This is a genomic window from Scandinavium sp. NPDC088450, assembly GCF_044900545.1.
In the GTDB taxonomy this organism is placed as follows: domain Bacteria; phylum Pseudomonadota; class Gammaproteobacteria; order Enterobacterales; family Enterobacteriaceae; genus Scandinavium.
The window spans coordinates 93,528-118,084 of the sequence record NZ_JBJDNI010000002.1 but is presented as its reverse complement, the minus strand read 5'-3'; the positions used below and the strand labels follow the sequence as shown (position 1 = coordinate 118,084).

Sequence of the window (24,557 nt, the reverse complement as noted above, 5' to 3'; positions counted from 1 at the left end):
CAGAAAGCAGATTTCGTAGGCCGGATAAGCGCAGCGCCATCCGGCAATTTACGCGGATTAATCCCAGCTCAGGATAACTTTCCCTGATTGCCCGGAACGCATCGCGTCGAAGCCTTTCTGGAAGTCATCGATACCGAAACGGTGGGTGATGATAGGGGAGAGATCCAGACCAGACTGAATCAATGCCGCCATCTTGTACCAGGTTTCGAACATCTCACGGCCATAGATGCCTTTGATGAACAGGCCTTTGAAGATGACTTTAGTCCAGTCGATGGACATGTCTGACGGTGGAATACCCAGCATCGCAATACGCCCGCCGTGGTTCATGGTATCGAGCATGGTGCGAAACGCCGGTGGCGCACCGGACATCTCCAGACCCACGTCAAACCCTTCCGTCATGCCCAACTCTGCCATTACGTCTGTCAGGCTTTCATTGGCGACGTTCACCGCGCGAGTGATGCCCATTTTGCGAGCCAGTTCCAGACGGTATTCGTTCACGTCCGTGATAACCACGTTGCGAGCGCCGACGTGTTTCGCCACAGCAGCAGCCATAATGCCAATCGGGCCTGCGCCGGACACCAGCACGTCTTCACCGACCAGGTCAAAAGAGAGCGCCGTGTGAACCGCGTTACCGAACGGGTCGAAGATGGAAGCCAGATCGTCGGAAATATTGTCCGGGATTTTGAAGGCGTTAAAGGCCGGGATCACCAGATATTCCGCGAAACAGCCCGGGCGGTTCACACCGACACCGGTGGTATTGCGGCACAGGTGTGTACGGCCAGCACGGCAGTTACGGCAATGACCGCAGGTGATATGACCTTCGCCAGAGACGCGATCGCCAATCTTAAAGCCTTTCACTTCCTGGCCGATACCGACCACTTCACCCACGTATTCGTGGCCCACAACCATTGGCACCGGAATGGTCTTCTGCGACCATTCATCCCAGTTGTAGATATGCACATCGGTGCCGCAGATAGCGGTTTTGCGGATTTTAATCAGCAGGTCGTTATGCCCGACTTCCGGTTGCGGAACGTCGTTCATCCAGATCCCTTCTTCGGCTTTCAGTTTCGATAATGCTTTCATCTCACACCCTCAGGCAATCACGCCCAGTTGCTTACCGATGCGGGTAAACGCGTCCACCGCACGTTCAATTTGCTCAGGAGTATGCGCCGCGGACATCTGCGTGCGGATACGCGCCTGGCCTTTTGGTACCACCGGATAGAAGAACCCGGTGACGTAAATCCCTTCTTTCTGCAGCTCGCGCGCAAACTCTTGCGCCACGGTGGCTTCGCCCAGCATCACCGGAATGATCGCGTGGTCAGCACCTGCCAGCGTGAAGCCTGCTGCCGTCATTTTTTCACGGAACAAGCGAGCGTTAGACCACAGGCGATCGCGCAACTCTGCGCCAGACTCAACCATCTCCAGCACTTTGATGGACGCCGCGACAATCGCCGGAGCCAGTGAGTTGGAGAACAGATAAGGACGAGAACGCTGACGCAGCCACTCAACCACTTCTTTGCGAGCGGCGGTATAGCCACCGGATGCGCCACCCAGCGCTTTACCCAGCGTGCCGGTGATGATGTCCACGCGCCCCATCACTTCGCAGTATTCATGGGAGCCACGGCCGTTTTCGCCCACGAAGCCTACCGCGTGGGAATCATCGACCATCACCAGCGCATCGTATTTATCCGCCAGGTCGCAGACGCCTTTCAGGTTAGCAATCACGCCGTCCATGGAGAACACGCCGTCGGTGGCGATCAGCACATGGCGAGCACCCGCTTCACGCGCTTCTTTCAAACGAGCTTCCAGTTCCTGCATATCGTTGTTGGCATAGCGGAAGCGTTTTGCTTTACACAGACGCACGCCATCGATGATGGACGCGTGGTTCAGTGCATCAGAAATAATGGCATCTTCCGCGCCCAGCAGCGTTTCAAACAGGCCGCCATTGGCATCGAAGCAAGAGGAGTAAAGGATTGCATCTTCCATGCCGAGGAAATCGGCCAGCTTTTTCTCAAGCACTTTATGGCTGTCCTGAGTGCCGCAAATAAAGCGCACGGACGCCATGCCGAACCCGTGGCTGTCCATGCCGGATTTTGCTGCGGCAATCAGCTCAGGATGGTTCGCCAGGCCAAGGTAGTTATTGGCGCAGAAGTTAATGACATGATTGCCGTCACCGACGGTGATGTCCGCCTGCTGGGCGGAGGTAATGATGCGTTCTTCTTTAAACAACCCTTCCGCGCGAGCGGTCTCCAGGTCACCGGTTAACTGTTTGTAAAAATCACCACGCATTGCAACTCTCCAGATTCGGCAAAATTTGCCACATATTACCCAATGCTCCAGGCGTATACGAGATGACGCTGTGCCAGATAAGTATTTTTGTAGCATAAATCACGTGTACCCCTGCGGCTTGTCGGTGAATGTGAAGACTCCGCGTAGTGATGGTATGATAAGAACCATTAGCGTCCGGGAAAGGCCCGGTCACCCACATTTCAAAGGTTATCGTTATGATCATCGTTACCGGCGGCGCAGGTTTTATTGGCAGCAATATCATTAAGGCCCTGAATGACAAAGGCATCTCTGACATCCTTGTCGTGGACAACCTGAAAGATGGCACCAAATTCGTCAACCTGGTCGACCTCAATATCGCCGACTACATGGACAAGGAAGACTTCCTGATCCAGATTATGGCGGGCGAAGAGTTCGGTGAAATTGAAGCCGTGTTCCATGAAGGCGCCTGTTCATCCACCACCGAGTGGGACGGCAAGTACATGATGGATAACAACTATCAGTACTCCAAAGAAGTGCTGCATTACTGCCTGGAGCGTGAAATCCCGTTCCTGTACGCCTCTTCAGCTGCCACCTACGGCGGCCGTACTTCTGACTTCATTGAATCCCGCGAATATGAAAAGCCGCTTAACGTTTACGGCTACTCCAAGTTCCTGTTCGATGAATACGTACGTCAAATCCTGCCAGAAGCAAATTCCCCAGTAGTAGGCTTCCGTTACTTCAACGTTTATGGCCCACGTGAAGGCCATAAAGGCAGCATGGCGAGCGTCGCTTTCCACCTCAACACCCAGTTGAACAACGGTGAAAGCCCGAAACTGTTCGAAGGCAGCGATGGCTTCAAACGTGATTTCGTCTATGTGGGCGACGTGGCGGCAGTTAACCTGTGGTTCTGGGAGAACGGCGTGTCCGGCATTTTCAACCTCGGCACAGGCCGTGCGGAATCTTTCCAGGCTGTGGCCGACGCCGCGCTGGCTTATCACCAGAAAGGGTCCCTCGAATACATCCCGTTCCCGGAAAAACTGAAAGGCCGCTACCAGGCATTTACTCAGGCGGATCTGACTAACCTGCGTAAAGCGGGCTACGACAAGCCTTTCAAAACCGTGGCGGAAGGTGTCGCGGAGTACATGGCCTGGCTGAACCGCGACGCATAAGATAAGACGAATGAAGATACTGGTGATCGGCCCGTCATGGGTGGGCGACATGATGATGTCGCAAAGTCTCTACCGCACGCTCAAGGCGCGCTATCCCCAGGCGATCATTGATGTGATGGCACCCGCGTGGTGCCGTCCTCTTTTATCGCGCATGCCAGAAGTTAACGAAGCCATCCCGATGCCATTAGGCCACGGCGCGCTGGAAATCGGCGAGCGTCGTCGGCTCGGCCATAGCCTGCGCGAAAAGCGTTACGATCGCGCTTACGTCCTGCCTAACTCATTCAAATCCGCGCTGGTGCCGTTCTTCGCGGGGATCCCGCAGCGCACAGGCTGGCGTGGCGAGATGCGTTACGGCCTGTTGAATGACGCACGCGTGCTCGACAAAGCGGCATGGCCTTTAATGGTTGAACGCTACGTCGCCCTGGCTTATGACAAAGGCGTGATGCGTTCTGCTAAAGATCTGCCGCAGCCGCTGTTATGGCCTCAGCTTCAGGTTAACGAAGGGGAGAAATCCCAGGTCTGTAACGCGTTTAGCCTCTCAGGCGAACGCCAGATGATTGGCTTCTGCCCGGGTGCTGAGTTCGGCCCGGCAAAGCGCTGGCCGCACTATCACTATGCCGAGCTGGCGAAACAGCTGATCGACGAAGGATATCAGGTCGTGTTGTTTGGCTCAGCCAAAGACAATGATGCCGGCAATGAAATCCTTGCCTCATTGAACACCGAGCAGCAGGCGTGGTGTCGAAATCTGGCCGGTGAAACTCAGCTTGAGCAAGCTGTGGTGTTGCTCGCGGCTTGCAAAGCAGTCGTCACCAACGATTCTGGCTTGATGCACGTTGCTGCGGCACTGAATCGCCCATTGGTTGCGCTGTATGGCCCAAGCAGCCCGGATTTCACACCGCCACTGTCGCACAAAGCGAAAGTCATTCGCCTCATTTCTGGCTATCACAAAGTACGTAAAGGCGACGCTGCCGAAGGCTATCACCAAAGCCTGATCGACATTACGCCGTCTCGCGTTCTGGAAGAGCTCAATCAACTGCTGCTGGACGAGGATGCCTGACGCATGCGAGTGCTGATCGTAAAAACGTCTTCAATGGGCGATGTGCTGCATACTTTGCCTGCCCTGACCGATGCCGCAAAGGCCATTCCAGGTCTTCGTTTTGACTGGGCTGTGGAAGAAGGCTTCGCCCAAATTCCGACCTGGCATGCCGCCGTTGATAAAGTTATCCCTGTGGCTATCCGCCGCTGGCGCAAAGCATGGTTCTCTGCGCCCGTAAAGGCCGAACGCCACGCTTTTCGCCAGATGATCCAGGCTGAAAAATATGACGCGATCATTGATGCACAAGGGCTGGTAAAAAGTGCAGTGCTGGTGACGCGTCTGGCGCATGGCGTGAAACATGGCATGGACTGGAGCAGCGCCCGTGAGCCGCTGGCCAGCCTGTTTTACAACCGCCGCCATTCTATCGCCAAAGATCAACATGCTGTCGAACGCACGCGTGAACTGTTCGCAAAAAGCCTGGGCTATGTGAAACCTGACGCTCAGGGTGATTACGCGATTGCCCAGCATTTTCAGAATTTACAGGAACACACTGGCAATCCGTATGTCATATTCCTGCATGCCACAACCCGGGATGATAAGCACTGGCCGGAATCGCACTGGCGAGCCCTCGTAGAACTGGTGCAACAAAGCGGATTACAGATTAAACTGCCGTGGGGCGCGGAGCATGAACGCCTGCGCGCGGAACGCATTGCAGCAGGCCTCAGTCACGTCGACGTCTTGCCGAAGCTAACGCTGGCAGAGGTTGCCGCAGAGTTGGCTGGGGCGCAGGCCATTGTCTCTGTCGATACCGGTTTGAGTCACTTAACGGCTGCACTGGATCGCCCAAATATCACTCTTTTCGGCCCAACCGATCCCGGGCTGATTGGGGGCTACGGCAAAAACCAACAACAATACGTAAGCCCGACGGGCAAGATGGGAGATATCACGGCTGATGCGATTTTTAACGTTCTACAGGGCAACCGGCAACGTACGGGCAAGGAAACGTAGTTAATGAGCTATGTGCTTCTGTTTATTCTCTTTCTTCCGGCAAAATTGCTGGGGAAGCTGTTTCGCAAAGAGACCGGTAAAAACCTTGTCATCCAGACTGCGAAGATTGGCGATTTCGTCAATGCGACCCCTTTGCTCAGCCACCTGAAAAAGAGTGATGTGCTGATAAGCCGTGCCGTAGAGCCGCTGGCAAGCCGCGACGACACCATCGAGACGATTTATCTCATCGGCAAAAAGAAGCGCAATGTGTTCGCCAAACTCCGCTTTGCCTGGCAAGTCATGAATCGCTACGACAACGTGTATCTGCTGCAGCCGAACAGTACCAATCTCTTCTTCGCCGCCGTCTGCAACGCAAAGAACAAACAGTTCCTGAGCATCTACACCCGCCGCTGGTATCACGCCATTTTCTACATGGCAGCAGATGGCGTGGTGGAGCATGGGAAACAGACGTTATCCGTCACCAATTATCTGCAATTAGCTGACAGATCACTGAGCTGGCAGGATGCCCCAAAGCATGCCACGCATCCGCTCTATCAGCCCAAAGCCTGGCCTGAGTGTCTGGATAAACCGGATGTTATTCGTATCGGTCTGAGCATTTCCGCAGGCAATAAAGCGAAGACGGTACCGCCGTCCGTCTGGAAACGTATTTTCGACACGCTGAGTGATTTGCCTTGCCAGTTCTACATCTTCGGCACAGAGAACGAACAACCGTGGCTCGACGAGCTTTATCGCGCCACAGGCGAACAAAGCAATATCACCAGCCTGCTGGGGTTGCTGCCGTTGGAAGATGTACCGTGGGCCATCTCCAGAATGGATTGCTACATTGCCTCCGACTCTGGAAATGTCTATATCGCAGACGCGGTAGGCGTGCCTGTCGTCCTGCTGTTTGGGCCATGTTGTCACCACGAACAACGCCCGCTGGGTGAGACGTTGTTGATTGGCAATGATGACAATATCAGCTCATATGTGTTTGAGACTCGGTATTATTTTGATAAATCCCGAGAAGAGTTGTTCCGCCTCTCTGAGCAGGATGCGATCAATCTCTATCAGTTTATTGCCTCAAAGAATCAATCTAAAAATATTCTCATTTAAGGTTTTTATGGGCACGCTGACTAAACAGATTTACCGTTATACCCATAAGCGCAACATGCGTCACAATGAGAATCTTTGGCCCCATGTAAAAATTCGTCGTGCCGCATCAGGTGAAATCACAGCATTAAACTATCGCCATCATTCCATCCCACTGACGCGTTTATCTGAGTTGCATAATCAGTTTTCCGGAAGCCTGTTATTGACGGCGACAGGACCGTCAGTGAAAGATATTGATTTTAGCCAGCGTCCTGATGACATTACTACAGCAGGGGTAAATGGGGCATGGAATCTTAAATACTCGCTTGATTTCAAACTCTACTTTATTGTCGACATGACGTTTATCGATCATCACACTCAGATGATAAAAGAAATCTGTGCTTCAGAAGAGATTACCCTCTTTACGACAGTGATGGGGGTCATCAAGCTTATCGATGAATTCGGCCATGAAAACATTCAATGCAAGTTAGCCATTATTGAAGACATTTGTTATCAAACTTATAAGCCATCGGTAAAAAGAAACCACATCAATCATCATTTTTCAAATAGGGCAGATGTTGTTTTTTCAACCACGCATCCTGAAATTGCTTTCAGCACGGATATCTGCAAAGGCGTTTTTGATGCAGGCACGGTTGTTTATTGGGCGCTTCAGGTTATTGGTTACCTTGGTTTCACAAAAATTTATATCGCGGGCTTAGACCTAAACAATCTTTCTGCACCTCGATTCTACGAGAACGAAGGGAGCAAACGCCCTTCTTATCTGCATGACAAACTCAATGTAGTCGTTTTCCCGGCATTAAAATTAGCAAGCGAAGTATTAGCAAAGAAAGGCATCTCCATCATTAATCTTTCACCGCTGAGCTCCGTCCCCGAAAGCACTTTCCCCAAACAGGGTTTTTAATGATGTCATTGGTTAAATGGAAAAACATCTATTTATCATTCTTTATTTTCTTCATCCTGATGAGCACGATTTTTTGCGGTGTTTCCAGGGTTAATATTTCATTTCATGTCGCATTATCATTATTCCTGCTGACTCTGATTTTTTCTGCTCAGGCTCGTAATCAGTTTTTGCAGGACAAAACATATCTGTATGCTTTAGTAACCGTGGCGGCGTTTGTTATCTACTATTCGCTCTCCAATTTATGGTCCACTTCCCCCCATCTAAGTTCCTCGTTAACACACTCTTTTTATTTGCTGGTGTTAATGGCGCTTTACCGACAGGCTGAACTTGCGGGTTATAAAAAATATGTCATTACAGCCGCCTGGCTTGGCACTATTATTCTGGCGGTTCTCACTCTAGCCCTTGTTGATAAGAGCCATATCTTCCATTCGCGCCTCCGGGATGGCTTCCCCTGGTCACCTGACAATGTCATTGATCTTGGGGGCTATATGGCATTAGGTATTCTCTTCAGCGTACTGTTGGTGCGTGAGTTCAAATCGCTGTGGTTCCTGGTCCCCATCCCGCTGCTGTTACTTTGTCTGATATTGACTCAAAGTCGCGGCCCATTAATGGCACTTGTTGCCGCCAGTGTCGTGACTGCCGTTCTGCGCCCAAAATGGAATATCAAATTATTAGCAGCAATCTTATTGCTCATCATTGCGGCAGTGGGTTTGCTTTATGTTAGTGGATTTCTCGATACCTTTATCAACCGCATTGATTCCTCCTATCAGCAAAGCTTTATTCGCTTTGGGATTTGGGAGCATGCCTATGATGTTGCAATGCAAAAACCGATTTTCGGTTGGGGTTTCGAAAAGGAATTAGCGTTCGTTAACAGTATTGGGCAACACGTAACAACAACCCACAGTCTGTATTTTGCCGCATTGCTTAAAGGCGGTATCGTTGGATTCATCTTGTTTGTCTCGGTCATTGGACTGGCGCTTTGGCGGTGCAAAGAACATTTTGTACGCAACCAAAAAGCCGAAGTGGCAATTTGGCTGTTCTCACTCATTTTCTATGTAACCCAAGGGATGTTTATTATTAGTAACCCACGTGAGTATTGGGTTCTTTTCTGGTTACCGCTAATCATCGCCATGAGCACGCCAGTCTCCAAATCCGCGCAGCGATAAAGCAAAAACGCCGGTCACCCGGCGTTTTTTTTCACCTGATAAAACTCAGCCAACGTCATTCCCTGGGTTCGTTGTGCCAGCCAGGCGAAGAGCTTCTCGAGGTCCTGATACAACCCTTCAATCGCGGCCTCATCTTTAAAGGTCGGGCTGCCGCCGGGCATAAACTCGGATGAGTGGAGCATAAATTCGACATAGTCGTTGCCTTGAGCCAGGCATTTCTCCGCAACGTTGATCATCTCATCGGCATTCCCGCCAGCAGGACGTAACCAGTTAACGGAGGGAGAGCGGTATTTGCCGCGCAGGCGGTCGTAACCTTGCTTCACGCTATTCAGCCAGCCCGGATGTTTGTACTGAATACTCATTGGGACTTCCAGCAAGGGGCTGTTGCCTGGCCGATGAATTTCATTCTCATCGATAAAATAGGCATTTTCCGGGAAGTACTGATAATCCGTTCCGCCTGTACCCTGCGGTGCGCCTTTGGCGTTACGCCAGTTCACGCGCGGCGTTACTGAGCAATCGACCTGGTAGCCTAGCTCAATCAGCAATTTTGCATAACGGCTGTCGAACGCCCAGCGTCCGGCACGATGGCTGAGCATTTTAGTCTGGAAGGTGCTCTCCAGAAGCTCAGTCATGAACAGCACTTTTTCGCGTAAAACAGAATCCGGATATTCAATCAGATAGGGTTGCCAGCGCCAGTCATCACCGGTCAGGTCATGTTCAGGCGGACTGTTCCAGGCATGCAAATGCATGCCGACTTCCCCTTGCCCGCGCGCAATCACATCTTTAGCAAAGTCGATGTAAACCGGGTCAACCGCCATCTCGTAGTTCGTTAACCAGACCGGCTTGAAACCATATTTTTCACACAGAGTCTGGAAGCGCGGCAGGTATCGGGCGTTTTCCGTTTTAATTTCCCGATGGTTTTGCCAAAGGTTATCGCCTTCAGTATCGATGGTGATGATAAATGCTGGTTTCGTCATGGTTATCCCAGAGTCGATGAGGGTTAGGGCTATGTTACGCACTCTCCTCTCACCGAGTAAACAGTTGCCAGGAAAAACCTGACATTGCCGAGAAATGATGCAAGTCCTCATCATGTCTATTAGAATTGCAGGCAATACGACCCCAATAAGATGATGATGAATAACTCACTCAACGCACCCGGTTTACGCATTCTTTTGATCAAATTACGTCATCATGGCGACATGCTTCTGACTACCCCGGTGATCCACTCCCTGCGCCAGCGCTGGCCCGATGCGCAAATCGACGTTCTGTTATATGAAGAAACCCGGGATATGCTGGCCGCGCATCCTGACATTCATCAAATTTACGGCATCGATCGCAAGTGGAAAAAACTGGGCACACGCGGACACCTGCAAAAAGAGTGGCAGTTGCTGACGACGTTGCGTGACCAGCGTTATCAACTGGTTCTCAATCTTGCCGATCAGTGGCGAAGTGCCATCATCACGCGTTTTACCGGCGCGCCCGTGCGCATTGGGTTTGATTTTAATAAGCGCCGCGGCTGGTTTTGGCGTCACTGCCATACGGAACTTGCCTCCGTGAACGGGCATAAACAGATGCATACCGTTGAGCAAAATATCTCGATTCTTGCCCCGCTGGGTATTGCGCCGGTCAGTTCAGTCGCGATGAGCTATAGCCCGGAAGACTGGCAAGCCGTCTCAGATAAGCTGGCTGAAAAGGGCGTGCCAGAAAAGTTTATCGTTGTGCAGCCCACCTCTCGCTGGTTTTTCAAGTGCTGGGATGAAAGCAAAATGGCGCAAACCATCTCAGCACTGCAGCAAGAGGGCCACACGATTGTACTGACCTCCGGCCCGGACAAAAAAGAGCTGGCGATGGTCGACACCATTCTCGCCGCCTGCCCTCAGGAGCGTGTGGTGTCGTTAGCCGGACAATTAACGCTTCGTCAGTTAGGCGCATTGATAGGCCACGCCGCGCTGTTTATTGGCGTGGATTCTGTGCCTATGCATATGGCTGCGGCTTTGCAAACCCCGTGTGTCGCGCTTTTTGGCCCATCAAAACTCACGTTCTGGAGCCCATGGCAGGTGAACGGTGAAGTGATTTGGGCCGGGGAGTATGGCCCACTGCCTGACCCAGATGCGGTCGACACGAAGACCAAAGAACGCTATCTGGACGCTATCCCGGTTGAGCGCGTCGTTGCTGCTGCAAGGAATTGCCTGTCATGAAGAAACATCGCCTGGCCATCGTGCGCCAAAAATACCGTCCTGACGGCGGTGCCGAACGTTTTGTTTCTCGTGCCCTGAGCGCGCTTAGCAATCAGGATTTAGAGCTGAATGTCATCACTCGCCAGTGGCAAGGCGAAAAGCAGGATGACTGGCACATCCATATTTGCGATCCGCAGAAATGGGGGCGCATTAGCCGCGAACGCGGTTTCGCTCATGCAGCGCGTAGGCTCTGGCAAGCAGAGCAGTTTGATATCGTGCAAAGCCATGAGCGAATTCCTGGCTGCGATATTTATCGTGCAGGCGATGGTGTTCATCGCCGCTGGTTACTGCAACGCCAACGCATTCTGCCCGGCTGGCGTGGTCACATGCTGATGCTCGATCGCTATCACCGCTACGTAATGGGCGCTGAAAAGGCCATGTATCAGGCGCCGGAACTTAAAGCTGTGATTTGTAATGCGGAAATGGTGAAGCAAGAAATCATCGAAGATTTCGCCGTCGACGCAAAAAAAGTCCACGTGATTTATAATTCCATTGATTCCAGCCGCTTCGTTCCAGCAGAAAGCATGCAAAAATTCGTGCTGCGTGAGCAACTGGGCATTCCGGCGAATGCCGTGGTGTTCTGTTTTGTGGGATCAGGATTTGAACGTAAGGGGCTGGCGGCTGCGATTAAAGCCATTGCAGGCACCGACCGTTACCTGCTTGTCGTGGGTCAGGACAAGGCAGAAAAGCAGTATCATGCGTTGGCGCGCTCAGAAGGTTGCGCCGATCGCGTTCGTTTTTGTGGTATGCAAAAAGAAACATTGCCGTTCTATCAGGCGGCTGACGGCTTATTATTGCCAACCCTGTACGACCCGTTTCCCAATGTCATTCTGGAAGCGATGGCCTGCGGGTTGCCCGTCATTACCTCACACACCTGCGGTGGGGCTGAATTTATAGCGCAAGGAACCAACGGTTTTGTCTGCGATGCACTCGACATCTCACGCCTGCGAGAGGCGGTGATGGCAATACCGGCACAGGAAGACGATAACAGAATGGGCATGGCTGCTCGCCATAAAGTCATGGATGCAACACCGGAGCGGCTCTCAAGCCAGCTCATTACGCTTTATCAAACTTTATTGGATTAATGATGCGCATCCTTATGATTATTGATGGTTTACCCGGCGGGGGCGCCGAAAAAACGGTGCTGACGCTCTCGCGTGGGCTCGTGGAAATGGGTCATCAGGTATCCCTGTTCTCCTTGCGCAAAGTGTGTGACTACGCCATCCCGGAAGGCATCGATTATCAGGTTGTGCAGGACACTTGCAAAAAGCCCTGGCGAAAACTTACGGAGCTGTGTCGCCGAGCTCATTTACTGGACGAAGCCATTATAAAAGCGCAGGAAAAAGGGAACTTCGATATTGTGTTTTCCCACCTGCATAAAACGGATCGCATCGTTGCCCGTACACGCGCGATCAGCCGCGATAAAATCTGGTACTGCGTTCACGGCATGTTCTCGTTTTCTTACCTGCGCAATCGCCGTGCCCCATCACGCTGGTTTAAGCGGGCCAAAATTCGCCGGGTTTATGAAAATTCACAGGTTGTGGCGGTGTCTAATGCCGTGCTTCATGATCTGACCCAAAATCTGCGCATCACCCTCAGCCGGGATGCAGTTATCCATAACCCTTTTGATATCGCGAATATTCAGCAGCTTGCCACTGAGCCTTTCGAGCTGGAAGGTCAGGAGTACATTATTCATGTTGGCCGCTTCCATGAACACAAGCGCCATGATCGCCTGCTGCGCGCCTTCGCCAAAAGTGGAATTCCTGACCAACTGGTGATGATGGGTAATGGCAGTCAAAAACACATTGATCAGCTGAAAGCATTGGCAAAGACATTAGGCATTGCCGACAGAACGCAGTTCCGCAGCTTCGTACCGAATCCTTATCCGTGGATCAAAAACGCCAAACAACTGGTGTTAAGCTCTGATTGCGAAGGATTTGGCAACGTACTGGTTGAAGCGATTATTTGCCAGACGCCAGCAGTGAGTACACGCTGCCCAGGCGGACCGTCTGAAATTCTCACTGGCGAACTTGCTCGTGGTCTGAGTGAAATGAATGACGATGGGCTGGCAAATACCATGCAGGACATCTGGCAACATCCACCGGCTATCGACAACACCACCATTTCTGCCTACGGCATTGAGGCAATCTGCCGTCAATATATTGCGCTTGCGGGCACTAAACAGTAATCAGGTATTGTATGCAACACCCGACATCACCACTGCTTAGCGTGGTTGTCGCCGTCTACAACGGCGAAAAATTTTTAGATCAGTTCTTCTCCTGCCTCGTGGCGCAAAATATCGAGAGCATGGAAGTGATCATCGTCAATGACGGCTCCACCGACAGCTCACTGCAGATAGTGGAAAAGTGGCGTCAGCAGCTGCCGCAGATGCAGGTGCTCGAGCAGGAAAATCAGGGCGTTTCCGTAGCCCGCAACACTGGCCTGGCCGTTGCCACCGGCCAGTACTTGTCCTTCCCGGATATCGACGATTTCTTCAAACCGGGGATGTATCAGCATTTGCTGGATCTGGCACTCAAAAGCCAGCTTGATGTCGTGACCTGCAACGGGAACTACGTGTGGGAAAATGACAAAAAGCCGACCCGTCCTATTTTCCCACCGGATAAATTGCAGTCCACCGGTGTGCTGAGTGGCCCGGCGTGGTTGAAACAAGCTCTGGATTCACGCAAGTTTCTGCATGTGACCTGGCTGAATCTGTATCGCCATGATTTCATTCGCCAGCACAATTTCCACTTCGAGCCGGGCCTTCGTCATCAGGACATTCCCTGGACAACAGAAGTGCTGCTGGCTGCAGAACGAGTGCAGTACACCAGCGAACAGTACTACGATTACTACATCCACTCGGCTTCCGTCTCCCATACGCCGGATACCGACGAGACGCTCATCCGTTCTGCTCGTCACTACATGAAAATTCTGGAGATGCTGGATGCCATCAATCAGCGCTATCCAGAACAGGTGAAAAGCATCGCGGCTTGCCACTGGCAGATAGCGAAAGAAGGTCTGGGGATCATTCATACATTCGACAATATGAAAGATCCGCGTAAAAAGGCGATGATCGTGCGGGAATTCTTCGATCGCGGCATCTGGAAACTGATCTGGAAGAGTGCAAAAAGCCCGCGCCTGCGCTGGCGTTTAGGTCGTCGCTACTTCCGTTTGAAACGTTATCTGAGCGATTGAACGTCCAGATTGCCAAAGGGATAGCTTTAAGCCCGCTAAATGCTTAGAATTTGCCCGCCGAAGACAATAAAAACGGATAACACGCTTGGAATTTCTGTATACCATTTTGCTCTACCTGATTCAGCCACTGGTCTGGCTGCGGCTGCTGTTACGCAGCCGTAAAGCGCCTGCGTACCGTAAACGCTGGGCAGAACGCTACGGCTTCTGCAAAGGCAAGGTAGTGCCGGATGGCATACTGTTGCATTCCGTGTCCGTCGGCGAAACGCTGGCGGCTATCCCGCTGGTGCGTGCTCTGCGCCATCGCTATCCTTCGCTGCCCATCACCGTGACCACAATGACGCCAACGGGCTCAGAACGTGCGATGTCTGCCTTCGGGAAAGACGTTCAGCATGTGTATCTGCCTTACGATCTGCCAGGCGCGATGAACCGCTTCTTCAACACCGTGCGGCCAAAGCTGGTTATCGTGATGGAAACAGAGCTGTGGCCAAACATGGTGACGGCACTGCACAAGCGCCAGATTCCGCTGGTTATTGCTAATGCTCGTTTGTCTGAACGCTCCGCGAAAGGGTACGGCAAACTCGGTAATTTCATGCGTCGCCTGCTGAGCCGCATCACCTTAATAGCGGCTCAGAACGAAGAAGACGGCAACCGCTTCCTTTCTCTCGGCCTCAAACGCAATCAGCTTGCCATTACCGGCAGCCTCAAATTTGATATCTCCGTGACGCCAGAACTGGCGGCACGAGCCATTACGCTACGCCGTCAATGGGCCCCACGTCGTCAGGTGTGGATTGCGACCAGCACCCACGATGGCGAAGAAAAAATTATCCTCGATGCCCATCAAAAGCTGCTGGAAACTTTCCCTGACCTGCTGCTGATTCTGGTGCCGCGCCATCCAGAGCGCTTTGCCGATGCGCGTGAACTGGTGCAAAAAGCCGGAATGACATTCACCCTGCGCAGCACCGGAGAGATCCCTTCACCCACGACTCAGGTCGTCATTGGCGACACGATGGGTGAACTGATGCTGCTCTACGGCATTGCTGACCTGGCATTCGTTGGCGGAAGCCTGGTCGAGCGCGGCGGTCATAATCCGCTGGAGCCTGCGGCTCACGCCATTCCAGTGCTGATGGGGCCGCATATTTTCAATTTCAAAGACATCTGCGCCAAACTGCAGCAAGCGGAAGGGCTGATCACCGTGACGGATACCGATTCGCTGGTGAAAGAAGTCTCCACGCTGCTCACCGACGAAGATTATCGTCTGTGGTATGGCCGTCACGCTGTCGAAGTTCTTCATCAAAACCAGGGCGCACTCGTCCGTCTGCTAGAGTTACTGCAACCCTATCTGCCGCAGCGGAGTCATTAATGCCAACGCGCCTGTCGGTAGTCATGATCGCCAAAAATGCCGCTGAGCTGCTGCCAGAATGTCTGGCGTCAGTGCGCTGGGCTGACGAGATTATCGTTCTGGATTCCGGCAGCAGTGATAACACGGTAGAACTGGCTCGCAGCCTGGGCGCGCAAGTCCATGTGAACAACGACTGGCAAGGCTACGGCGTTCAACGCCAGCGTGCGCAAGCCCTGGCGACCGGCGATTATATTCTGATGATCGATACCGATGAGCGAGTCACACCTGAGTTAGAACACTCTTTGCGTCAGGTGCTCGCAGCGCCACAAGCAGGAGCGGTCTACAGCATCGCACGTCGCAACTATTTCCTCGGTCGTTTTATGCGCCATAGCGGCTGGTATCCTGACAGAGTCTTGCGCCTCTACGAACGTGAACGTTGGCAATACAATGGCAACCTGGTCCATGAATCCCTTGAGTGCCGCGATGCCACTATCATCGAACTTAAAGGCGACCTACGCCATCTGACGTGCCGCGATTTTGCTGACTTCCAGCAAAAACAGCTCGCCTACGCGACGGCCTGGGCTCAGGAACGTTATCAGAAGGGCAAAAAGGCGTCATTGGCGGGCATTTTCGGCCACACGCTCGGCGCATTCGTTAAAACGTTGCTGATACGTGGTGGCGTGCTGGATGGCGCACAGGGCTGGCTTCTGGCCGTGGTTAACGCACAATATACGTTTAACAAGTACACCGAGCTGTGGGCGCTAAACCGCGGCTTTAGCAAGAAGGCGTGAGTCATGAGCACAAAAGCCATCTATCCCGGCACATTTGATCCCATCACCAACGGTCACATTGATATCGTCACCCGCGCGAGCGCGATGTTCGATAAAGTGCTGCTGGCGATTGCCGCAAGCCCGAGCAAAAAGCCAATGTTCGATTTGGATGAACGAGTGGCCCTGGCTCAGCAGGCTATCTCACATATCCCGAATGTTGAAGTCGTGGGTTTCAGTGACCTGATGGCCAATTTTGCCCGCGCACAGCAGGCCAATATTTTGATTCGTGGCCTGCGCGCGGTCGCGGATTTTGAATACGAGATGCAGTTGGCGCACATGAACCGCCACCTGATGCCAGAACTGGAAAGCGTGTTTCTGATGCCGTCAAAAGAGTGGTCATTCATTTCATCCTCGCTGGTGAAAGAAGTGGCTCGCCACGACGGTGATGTGGCCCACTTCCTTCCCCCTGCCGTTCATCAGGCGCTGATGGATAAGCTGAAACCTTAACTGATTGCCCGGCGGCGGCTGACGCCTGGCCGGGCCTACGCGCTACTTCTGACAGCGGCGGCAGTAAAACGTCGCCCGTTGCGCGTGTTTCTTCGCAATGATCGGTGCCCCGCACACTCGACATGGCTCGTCTTTGCGGCCATACACCTGCAGCTCCTGCGCGAAATAGCCCGGTTTACCATCACTTTGCAGAAAGTCTTTCAGCGTCGTTCCACCTTGCTCAATAGAGCGCAGCAAAACCGCCTTAATCACACGCACCAGGAGTTCGCACTCTTGGGGCGAAAGCGATGACGCCAGGCGATCGGGGTGGATCCCGGCGGCAAAGAGCGATTCACTGGCGTAAATGTTGCCTACTCCCACCACCAGTTTGTTATCCATCAGCCAGGGCTTGATGGGGGTTTTCTTCTTCGCGCATTTTTCACGGAAGTAATCAGCGTTAAACGCCTCGCTGAGAGGCTCAGGCCCAAGATGTGCCAGCACGCTGTGCCCTTCAAGCTCTTTGGTCCACAGCCACGCACCGAAGCGGCGTGGATCGGTATAACGCAGCACCTTGCCATTGCTCATCACCAAATCGACATGGTCATGTTTTTCGGCCGGACGCTCCTCAGGCAAAATGCGCAAACTCCCGGACATGCCCAGATGAATGATTATCCAGCCATCCGGCAGTTCAAGAAGCAGATATTTGGCACGTCGCTGGACGCTGAGCACAGGTTTATCGCTGAGGCTGTGAATTTCAGCCGAGACTGGCCAGCGCAGACGGCCGTTACGAACAATAGCGTGCAGGATGGTTTCACCGACCAGATGTGGCTCAATGCCACGGCGGCTGGTTTCAACCTCGGGTAATTCAGGCATGACGTCTCCGAAAACCGTTCAGGATGCTCTCTATTATGGGGACGCGCAGAAAACAAAAAACCCCGCAAGAGCGGGGTTTTCGTACAAGGAGACTAAAATTATTTAATTTTAGCTTCTTTGTAAAGTACGTGCTGACGGACAACTGGATCGAACTTTTTCAGTTCCAGTTTTTCCGGCTTAGTACGCTTGTTCTTCGTGGTGGTGTAGAAGTGACCAGTACCAGCAGAAGAAACCAGCTTGATTTTCTCACGAATACCTTTAGCCATGATTTAATTCCTCTTAGTACTTAGTACTTTTCGCCACGGGCACGCAGTTCGGACAGAACTGTATCGATGCCTTTCTTGTCAATAACACGCATACCTTTAGCAGATACACGCAGGGTGACAAAGCGCTTCTCGCTCTCAACCCAGAAACGGTGAGAGTGCAGGTTCGGCAGGAAACGGCGCTTGGTCGCGTTCAGTGCGTGGGAACGGTTGTTACCGGTCACCGGACGCTTGCCAGTTACTTGGCAGACTCGGGACATGTCTATTCTCCAAAAATCAAATTAGCTCGAGCTTCGTATAGGGTATTGGCGCCTCGTCAGGCTGCTACAGCCCGGTTTGACGGTTCTTAGTGAACTCGTGCAGCCAGGCCCAAATGCCAAACCCGAGATTCTCAAAGGTGGCGTAGTATACGCTGACTCCGCGGTGTGCTCAAGTCCCGAACAGACAAAGATCCCAATGGATCGCTAAATCCAGCCCTGTTCAGCGAAGGAAATGATCTCTCCTTGCCCAACAACCATGTGGTCGAGAACACGTATATCCATGAAGTTGCAGCACTTTACCACTCTCTCGGTAATGATTCTATCTGCTTTACTCGGCGTCGCACTTCCGGAAGGATGATTGTGCGCCAGGATCAGCGCGGCGGCGTTATTTTTAATGGCCTCACGGACGATTTCTCTTGGGTGAACCTCCACGTGATTGAGGGTTCCCGTGAACATCCGGCTGTGCCTGATCACCCGATTTTGGCTGTCCATGAAGATCACCATAAAGATCTCACGCTCCTCCCAGGCCAGTTGGCTACGTAAGAAATCCCTTGTCGCATCCGGGCTGCGCAAGGGGTCTTCCAGCAGTAGCAGTTGCATGCTGAAGAAACGCCGGGCCAGTTCCGCAATCCCTTTAAGCTGCGCATATTTCGCAATGCCAATGCCCTCGGTGTCGAGCAGGGCATCCTCAGGCGCCGACAACAACCCATGCAACGAACCAAAGCGGCCGAGCAAATACTTCGCAAAGGCCAGCACGTCTCGACGCTGATTACCGGTGCGCAGAAACAGCGCCAACAGCTCGGTATCCGTTAGTGATTCAATGCCATCCACCTGCATTTTCTCGCGCGGCAGAATCGGCTCGTCCGTTTCCATAGACCTTCTCCTTCTGGACTTCGCCCATTCTGTCATGCGCTTTTGGGCCCTGGCGACAGGGAGATGTTATCTCTGCGTAACGCCTCGCAGACTGATTTTCCTTTGCAGCACGAGTGCAGAATGATTGTGATAAAATGGCAGGATTCCGATGTCCTCCACAGGAAAGAATCATGATGAGCCTGGCCGGTAAAAAAATCGTTCTCGGTGTCAGCGGTGGTATCGCTGCCTATAAAACCCCTGAACTGGTTCGCCGTTTGCGCGAGCGTGGTGCTGATGTTCGCGTCGCCATGACGGACGCAGCAAAAGCGTTCATTACCCCTTTGAGCCTGCAAGCCGTGTCAGGTTATCCGGTGTCTGACAGCCTGCTTGATCCCGCTGCTGAAGCCGCCATGGGCCATATTGAGCTGGGTAAATGGGCCGATTTGGTGATTCTGGCACCCGCAACCGCCGACCTCATTGCCCGCGTTGCCGCCGGTATGGCAAACGATCTGGTTTCAACGATTTGCCTGGCAACAGCCGCACCGATTGCAGTCGTGCCTGCAATGAATCAGCAGATGTATCGAGCCGCCGCGACCCAGCACAACCTTGAAACGCTGGCATCACGTGGGCTTCTGCTTTGGGGCCCGGACAGCGGTAGCCAGGCGTGTGGAGACATTGGCCCAGGGCGAATGCTCGACCCACTGACCATTGTGGACATGGCAGCGGCACATTTTGCGCCTGTCAAAGATCTGCAACATCTCAATATCATGATAACCGCTGGCCCGACTCGCGAGCCGTTGGACCCGGTGCGTTACATCACCAATCACAGCTCGGGCAAAATGGGTTTTGCGATTGCGGCAGCGGCAGCCAAACGGGGCGCAAACGTCACGCTGGTCAGCGGCCCTGTCTCTTTGCCAACACCACCGTTTGTACAACGCGTTGATGTGACGACCGCGCTGGAGATGGAAACTGCCGTTCAGGCCAACGCCACAAAGCAGCATATTTTCATCGGCTGCGCGGCGGTGGCGGATTACAGAGCACAGGCCATTGCAGATGAGAAAATCAAAAAGCAAGGCGATGAATTAACACTGAAAATGGTCAAAAACCCGGATATCGTTGCAGGTGTTGCCGCTCTGAAAAGCGCTCGTCCTTATGTCGTAGGGTTTGCCGCAGAAACGAATAATGTGGAAGAATACGCACGGCAAAAACGTGCCCGCAAAAACCTTGATCTGATATGTGCTAACGACGTATCACAAGATAATCAAGGATTTAACAGCGATAATAATGCGCTGCACCTCTTTTGGCAGGATGGCGACAAAGTCTTACCACTTGCACGAAAGGAACTCCTGGGCCAACTACTACTGGACGAGATCGTTACCCGTTATGATGAAAAAAATCGACGTTAAGATTCTGGACCCGCGCGTGGGTGAGCAATTTCCGTTGCCAACCTACGCCACCTCTGGCTCTGCCGGACTTGACCTGCGAGCCTGTCTGGATGACGCCGTAGAACTGGCTCCCGGTGAAACCACCTTGCTGCCAACAGGCCTTGCTATTCATATCGCTGACTCGTCCCTGGCTGCCGTTATCCTGCCTCGTTCTGGTTTGGGCCATAAACACGGCGTGGTGCTCGGCAACCTGGTTGGTCTTATCGATTCTGATTATCAGGGTCAGTTGATGGTTTCTGTTTGGAACCGTGGGCAGAAGAGCTTTACTATCGAGCCGGGCGAACGCATTGCTCAAATGGTGTTTGTTCCTGTCGTGCAGGCGGAATTTAATCTGGTGGAAGAATTTGACGCCACCGACCGTGGCGAAGGCGGCTTCGGCCATTCAGGACGTAAATAAGCGTCCTGACGCAGCATCCAGCAGCGAAATAATGCAATAACACCAACGCAAGCAATGGCTTGCGGTCGCGGTATGGATGCGCGCCTGACAAGTGTTAATTTTCAGGGGTATTTTACAACATGGCAGAAAAACAAACCGCGAAAAGGAATCGTCGCGAAGAAATACTTCAATCTCTGGCACTTATGCTTGAATCCAGCGATGGCAGTCAGCGAATCACCACCGCGAAACTGGCGGCGTCAGTGGGCGTGTCTGAAGCCGCACTGTACCGTCATTTCCCAAGCAAAACTCGCATGTTCGACAGCCTCATCGAGTTTATTGAAGACAGTCTGATTACCCGTATTAATCTAATCCTGAAAGATGAAAAAGATACCGGTGCGCGTCTGCGTTTGATTGTTTTGCTGATTCTCGGCTTTGGCGAGCGAAATCCAGGCCTCACCCGCATTCTGACAGGCCATGCGCTGATGTTTGAACAGGACAGGCTTCAGGGTCGCATCAACCAGCTTTTCGAGCGTATTGAAGCGCAAATCCGTCAGGTACTGCGCGAAAAGAAGATGCGTGAAGGCGAAGGCTACAGCGTGGATGAGTCTTTGCTGGCAAGCCAGTTGCTGTCGTTCTGTGAAGGGATGTTGTCCCGCTTCGTGCGTAGTGAGTTTAAGTACCGTCCAACCGATGATTTTGATGCGCGTTGGCCTTTGGTATACGCTCAACTGCAGTAAGAAAAACCGGGCAAACATGCCCGGTTTTTTGTTTTATACGCCAAACTCTTCGCGATAAGCACGAACTGCCGCCAGGCTATCCGCCATTTCAGGCTTCTCTTCCAGGTACGCAATCAGGTCTTTCAGGGTGATGATAGAAATCACCTCACAGCCGTAATCGCGCTCCACTTCCTGAATCGCAGAAATTTCACCACGGCCGCGTTCTTGACGGTCAAGCGAGATAAGTACCCCCGCAAGCGTTGCTCCGTTAGCCTGGATAATCTCCATAGATTCACGGATAGCGGTCCCGGCGGTAATCACATCATCCACCAGCATCACACGCCCTTCGAGCGCGCTGCCCACCAGGTTGCCACCTTCACCATGGTCTTTGGCTTCTTTGCGGTTGAAGCAGTACGGCACATCGCGCTCGTGATGCTCAGCCAGCGCTACTGCGGTGGTGGTGGCAATCGGGATCCCTTTGTAGGCCGGGCCAAACAGCAGATCAAAATCAATCCCCGAATCCACCAGAGCTTCGGCATAGAAGCGGCCTAACAGTGCCAAATCGCGCCCGGTATTAAACAGCCCGGCATTAAAGAAATAGGGGCTTTTGCGCCCGGATTTCAGCGTAAACTCGCCGAACTTCAGTACCTGCTTGTTAAGCGCAAATTCAATAAACTGGCGCTGATAGGGTTTCATGGATTCGCTCCTCATCTTACTTTCTGTGCTTTTCTTTGGACAAAAAAAAGGGCGACCACGTCGCCCTTAAAATCAGTTTTCTAACGCCGCTTTCTGCGTCGTTACAATGGATTCGATTCCCCCTCGGGCCAACGCCAGCAAGGTAAGAAGCTCTTCGTGGGTGAATGGCTCACCCTCAGCAGTGCCCTGCACTTCGATGATGCGACCGTCTTCGGTCATCACCACGTTCATGTCTGTTTCCGCGGCGGAGTCTTCAACGTACTCCAGATCGCACAGCGCTTCGCCGTTGACGATGCCCACGGAAACCGCAGCCACCATGCCTTTCATTGGGTTGGTTTTGAGTTTGCCCGCGGCAACCAGATTGTTCAGCGCATCGGCCAGTGCAACACAGGCACCGGTGATAGAAGCGGTACGGGTGCCGCCATCTGCCTGAATCACGTCGCAATCAAGCGTGATGGTAAACTCGCCCAGAGTCTTGAGATCGACCGCTGCACGCAGTGCACGAGCAATCAGACGCTGGATTTCCATGGTGCGGCCACCCTGCTTACCTTTTGCCGCTTCACGAGCGTTACGGGTATGCGTGGAACGTGGCAGCATGCCGTATTCGGCGGTGATCCAGCCCTGGCCCTGGCCTTTCAGAAAGCGCGGTACGCCTTCATCAATGGACGCGGTGCAGAGGACTTTAGTATCACCGAATTCGACCAGCACAGAGCCTTCAGCGTGTTTGGTGTAGTTACGGGTCAGGGTTACGGGACGCACCTGATGAGCGCTACGGCCTGCTGGACGCATGATAAATCTCCGGCTTTAAACGAATGTGGCTGCGCATTATACGGATTAAACGCGCTTATTCCTATCATGAGAAAGCCCCGCTAGCTATAATCCCCCCATCTCTCCTTTAAAAACAGGAACGTCTATGATCCGCAGTATGACCGCCTACGCCCGCCGTGAAATTAAGGGCTCCTGGGGCAGCGCCGCCTGGGAACTGCGCTCGGTAAACCAGCGTTATCTCGAAACCTACTTCCGCATGCCGGAACAATTTCGAAGCCTGGAGCCGGTGGTGCGTGAACGCATCCGCTCACGCCTGACTCGCGGCAAAGTAGAATGTACGCTGCGTTTTGAACAGGACCCAAGCGCTCAGGGTGAACTCATCCTGAATGAAAACCTGGCGCGCCAGTTAGTCAACGCGGCTAACTGGGTGAAGATGCAAAGTGACGAAGGCGAAATTAACCCGGTCGATATTCTCCGCTGGCCGGGCGTCATGGCGGCCCAGGAACAAGATCTGGACGCTATCACGGCTGAAATCCTGACGGCCCTCGATGGCGCGCTGGATGATTTCATTCTGGCCCGTGAAACCGAAGGCAAAGCGCTGAAATCCCTGATTGAGCAACGCCTGGACGGCGTGAGCGCTGAAGTGACGAAAGTCCGCGCACATATGCCGGAAATCCTTCAGTGGCAGCGCGAGCGTCTTGTCGCGAAGCTCGAAGAAGCCCAGGTTCAGCTGGAGAACAACCGTCTTGAGCAAGAGCTGGTGATGATGGCCCAGCGTATCGATGTTGCTGAAGAGCTTGATCGCCTCGAAGCCCATGTAAAAGAGACCTGGAACATCCTGAATAAGAAAGAAGCCGTTGGCCGTCGTCTCGACTTCATGATGCAGGAGTTCAACCGTGAGTCGAACACTCTCGGGTCGAAATCCATCAATGCTGAAGTCACCGCCTCCGCCATCGAGCTGAAAGTGCTGATTGAGCAGATGCGCGAGCAAATCCAGAATATCGAGTAATCGCCTAAGGCCCGTTTTAACGGGCCTTGAGACTGATGACAAACCTCTAACGAATACCGTTTTGTCATGGGTCGCAGAACAAAAAATAAGGAAAATCAATTCATTGATTTTCGGCTGATAACCACAAAGAAGGAAAAACCACGCTTTTTCCTTCTTTGTCAGCAATCTGAAGGCCCTTTTTAACGGGCCTTTTTCTTTTACGATAATGCCAACAACTGCTCGGCGGTGATAAGCCCCATCTTTTCCAGCTGTATAGCTACAGCTCTGATTGAACGTTCAAACTTCACGCTCAATACTTCGATGGTTTCGTCCGCCTTAAAGCGTTCTTCAAGCAAGCCTTTCTCTAACTCTGTCCACGGAAAATAAGATTTTGCCGGGCGGCCTTCGGCGATGTTCTTCTGCTGGCGTTCTTCCGCCGTCAGCTTGCCCTTTTTCTGCTTTTCAGGCTCGTCTGCCATTTCGTCAGAAAGTGTGAATAACAATCGAATTGCATCAGGCTGATTCACTATTGATGCAGCACTCATAAACTCGCCCGTCTCCGGATTGACCCCGTTCGCCAGCGCTTTTAACATTGCAGAAATGTTCATCGTCTCCCGCTCCTTCAACTTTTGATAAACGTAATAATTTTTCTAATC

27 protein-coding genes are annotated in these 24,557 nt (G+C 52.6%); 17 read left to right on the top strand and 10 right to left on the bottom strand.

Annotation, left to right across the window (positions count from 1 at the left end; genetic code table 11):
- Positions 1-57: 57 nt before the first annotated feature.
- Positions 58-1,083 (bottom strand): L-threonine 3-dehydrogenase, encoded by a 1,026-nt coding sequence (gene tdh, locus ACI2I2_RS03160; protein ID WP_404656581.1) that lies wholly within the window; start codon positions 1,081-1,083, stop codon positions 58-60.
- Positions 1,084-1,092: 9 nt separating this feature from the next.
- The gene (gene kbl, locus ACI2I2_RS03155) at positions 1,093-2,289 is read right to left on the bottom strand and encodes a glycine C-acetyltransferase (RefSeq protein ID WP_330984716.1); all 1,197 of its coding nucleotides are present in this window, start codon (positions 2,287-2,289) and stop codon (positions 1,093-1,095) included.
- Positions 2,290-2,504: 215 nt separating this feature from the next.
- On the opposite strand from kbl, the gene rfaD reads away from it, so the two are divergent.
- From rfaD to ACI2I2_RS03125, 6 genes are read left to right on the top strand one after another with little or no spacing between them, the layout of a single operon-like run.
- Positions 2,505-3,437 (top strand): ADP-glyceromanno-heptose 6-epimerase, encoded by a 933-nt coding sequence (gene rfaD, locus ACI2I2_RS03150; protein ID WP_404656580.1) that lies wholly within the window; start codon positions 2,505-2,507, stop codon positions 3,435-3,437.
- A gap of 10 nt (positions 3,438-3,447) precedes the next feature.
- Positions 3,448-4,494, top strand: a complete 1,047-nt coding sequence (gene rfaF / locus ACI2I2_RS03145; protein ID WP_404656579.1) for an ADP-heptose--LPS heptosyltransferase RfaF — start codon at positions 3,448-3,450, stop codon at positions 4,492-4,494.
- 3 nt (positions 4,495-4,497) lie between these two features.
- Complete coding sequence (rfaC, locus tag ACI2I2_RS03140; RefSeq protein ID WP_404656578.1) at positions 4,498-5,481, top strand: lipopolysaccharide heptosyltransferase RfaC; 984 nt, start codon at positions 4,498-4,500, stop codon at positions 5,479-5,481.
- Between the two features lie 3 nt (positions 5,482-5,484).
- Positions 5,485-6,573, top strand: a complete 1,089-nt coding sequence (locus ACI2I2_RS03135) for a glycosyltransferase family 9 protein (RefSeq protein ID WP_404656577.1) — start codon at positions 5,485-5,487, stop codon at positions 6,571-6,573.
- Positions 6,574-6,580: 7 nt separating this feature from the next.
- Positions 6,581-7,471, top strand: a complete 891-nt coding sequence (locus ACI2I2_RS03130; RefSeq protein ID WP_404656576.1) for a sugar glycosyltransferase — start codon at positions 6,581-6,583, stop codon at positions 7,469-7,471.
- Positions 7,471-8,637: an O-antigen ligase family protein gene (locus tag ACI2I2_RS03125; protein ID WP_404656575.1), complete on the top strand. Its 1,167-nt coding sequence runs from the start codon at positions 7,471-7,473 to the stop codon at positions 8,635-8,637. Before ACI2I2_RS03130 ends, ACI2I2_RS03125 begins: the two co-directional genes overlap by 1 nt.
- 14 nt (positions 8,638-8,651) lie before the next feature.
- Here ACI2I2_RS03125 and ACI2I2_RS03120 read toward each other — a convergent pair whose 3' ends face one another.
- Positions 8,652-9,614 carry a polysaccharide deacetylase family protein gene (locus ACI2I2_RS03120; RefSeq protein ID WP_404656574.1) on the bottom strand — a complete coding sequence of 321 codons (963 nt, stop codon included), beginning with the start codon at positions 9,612-9,614 and terminating at the stop codon, positions 8,652-8,654.
- A gap of 150 nt (positions 9,615-9,764) precedes the next feature.
- Here ACI2I2_RS03120 and rfaQ point away from each other — a divergent pair, with 150 nt between their 5' ends.
- The 7 genes from rfaQ to coaD all read left to right on the top strand — a co-directional run bounded on the left by rfaQ (position 9,765) and on the right by coaD (position 16,685).
- Positions 9,765-10,835 (top strand): putative lipopolysaccharide heptosyltransferase III, encoded by a 1,071-nt coding sequence (gene rfaQ, locus ACI2I2_RS03115; RefSeq protein ID WP_404656573.1) that lies wholly within the window; start codon positions 9,765-9,767, stop codon positions 10,833-10,835.
- A complete protein-coding gene (locus ACI2I2_RS03110; RefSeq protein WP_404656572.1) occupies positions 10,832-11,959 on the top strand; it encodes a glycosyltransferase family 4 protein in 1,128 nt (375 codons plus the stop codon). The genes rfaQ and ACI2I2_RS03110 overlap by 4 nt, the downstream gene beginning before the upstream one ends.
- 2 nt (positions 11,960-11,961) lie before the next feature.
- Positions 11,962-13,062: a glycosyltransferase gene (locus ACI2I2_RS03105; RefSeq protein ID WP_404656728.1), complete on the top strand. Its 1,101-nt coding sequence runs from the start codon at positions 11,962-11,964 to the stop codon at positions 13,060-13,062.
- A gap of 11 nt (positions 13,063-13,073) precedes the next feature.
- Entirely contained in the window at positions 13,074-14,069 is a 996-nt protein-coding gene (locus tag ACI2I2_RS03100) for a glycosyltransferase (protein WP_404656571.1), read from the top strand.
- Between the two features lie 85 nt (positions 14,070-14,154).
- Positions 14,155-15,429 (top strand): lipid IV(A) 3-deoxy-D-manno-octulosonic acid transferase, encoded by a 1,275-nt coding sequence (gene waaA / locus ACI2I2_RS03095; RefSeq protein ID WP_404656570.1) that lies wholly within the window; start codon positions 14,155-14,157, stop codon positions 15,427-15,429.
- Positions 15,429-16,199 (top strand): glycosyltransferase family 2 protein, encoded by a 771-nt coding sequence (locus ACI2I2_RS03090; RefSeq protein WP_404656569.1) that lies wholly within the window; start codon positions 15,429-15,431, stop codon positions 16,197-16,199. Before waaA ends, ACI2I2_RS03090 begins: the two co-directional genes overlap by 1 nt.
- Positions 16,200-16,202: 3 nt before the next feature.
- A complete protein-coding gene (coaD, locus tag ACI2I2_RS03085) occupies positions 16,203-16,685 on the top strand; it encodes a pantetheine-phosphate adenylyltransferase (protein WP_404656568.1) in 483 nt (160 codons plus the stop codon).
- A gap of 42 nt (positions 16,686-16,727) precedes the next feature.
- On the opposite strand, the gene mutM is transcribed toward coaD, so the two are convergent.
- The 4 genes from mutM to radC all read right to left on the bottom strand — a co-directional run bounded on the left by mutM (position 16,728) and on the right by radC (position 18,933).
- Positions 16,728-17,537 carry a bifunctional DNA-formamidopyrimidine glycosylase/DNA-(apurinic or apyrimidinic site) lyase gene (gene mutM, locus ACI2I2_RS03080; RefSeq protein WP_404656567.1) on the bottom strand — a complete coding sequence of 270 codons (810 nt, stop codon included), beginning with the start codon at positions 17,535-17,537 and terminating at the stop codon, positions 16,728-16,730.
- 98 nt (positions 17,538-17,635) lie between these two features.
- Positions 17,636-17,803 carry a 50S ribosomal protein L33 gene (rpmG, locus tag ACI2I2_RS03075; protein WP_003024094.1) on the bottom strand — a complete coding sequence of 56 codons (168 nt, stop codon included), beginning with the start codon at positions 17,801-17,803 and terminating at the stop codon, positions 17,636-17,638.
- Between the two features lie 20 nt (positions 17,804-17,823).
- A complete protein-coding gene (rpmB, locus tag ACI2I2_RS03070) occupies positions 17,824-18,060 on the bottom strand; it encodes a 50S ribosomal protein L28 (RefSeq protein WP_002436699.1) in 237 nt (78 codons plus the stop codon).
- 204 nt (positions 18,061-18,264) lie between these two features.
- On the bottom strand, positions 18,265-18,933 hold the full coding sequence (gene radC / locus ACI2I2_RS03065) for a DNA repair protein RadC (RefSeq protein ID WP_404656566.1): 669 nt from the start codon (positions 18,931-18,933) through the stop codon (positions 18,265-18,267).
- 173 nt (positions 18,934-19,106) lie between these two features.
- Here radC and coaBC point away from each other — a divergent pair, with 173 nt between their 5' ends.
- The 3 genes from coaBC (at position 19,107) to slmA (ending at position 21,470) form a co-directional block, all read left to right on the top strand.
- Positions 19,107-20,318 (top strand): bifunctional phosphopantothenoylcysteine decarboxylase/phosphopantothenate--cysteine ligase CoaBC, encoded by a 1,212-nt coding sequence (gene coaBC, locus ACI2I2_RS03060; RefSeq protein ID WP_404656727.1) that lies wholly within the window; start codon positions 19,107-19,109, stop codon positions 20,316-20,318.
- Positions 20,296-20,754, top strand: a complete 459-nt coding sequence (gene dut / locus ACI2I2_RS03055) for a dUTP diphosphatase (RefSeq protein WP_404656565.1) — start codon at positions 20,296-20,298, stop codon at positions 20,752-20,754. Before coaBC ends, dut begins: the two co-directional genes overlap by 23 nt.
- Before the next feature lie 119 nt (positions 20,755-20,873).
- On the top strand, positions 20,874-21,470 hold the full coding sequence (gene slmA / locus ACI2I2_RS03050) for a nucleoid occlusion factor SlmA (protein ID WP_330984698.1): 597 nt from the start codon (positions 20,874-20,876) through the stop codon (positions 21,468-21,470).
- 33 nt (positions 21,471-21,503) lie between these two features.
- Here the strand turns inward: slmA and pyrE are convergent, their stop codons facing one another.
- Positions 21,504-22,145, bottom strand: coding sequence for an orotate phosphoribosyltransferase (gene pyrE / locus ACI2I2_RS03045; RefSeq protein WP_404656564.1), 642 nt, complete (start codon positions 22,143-22,145; stop codon positions 21,504-21,506).
- Positions 22,146-22,217: 72 nt separating this feature from the next.
- Complete coding sequence (gene rph, locus ACI2I2_RS03040; protein WP_330984696.1) at positions 22,218-22,934, bottom strand: ribonuclease PH; 717 nt, start codon at positions 22,932-22,934, stop codon at positions 22,218-22,220.
- 124 nt (positions 22,935-23,058) lie between these two features.
- Between rph and ACI2I2_RS03035 the strand changes: the two genes are divergently transcribed.
- The gene (locus tag ACI2I2_RS03035; protein ID WP_404656563.1) at positions 23,059-23,922 is read left to right on the top strand and encodes a YicC/YloC family endoribonuclease; all 864 of its coding nucleotides are present in this window, start codon (positions 23,059-23,061) and stop codon (positions 23,920-23,922) included.
- A gap of 197 nt (positions 23,923-24,119) precedes the next feature.
- On the opposite strand, the gene ACI2I2_RS03030 is transcribed toward ACI2I2_RS03035, so the two are convergent.
- On the bottom strand, positions 24,120-24,509 hold the full coding sequence (locus ACI2I2_RS03030; protein WP_404656562.1) for a hypothetical protein: 390 nt from the start codon (positions 24,507-24,509) through the stop codon (positions 24,120-24,122).
- Positions 24,510-24,557: the final 48 nt, after the last annotated feature.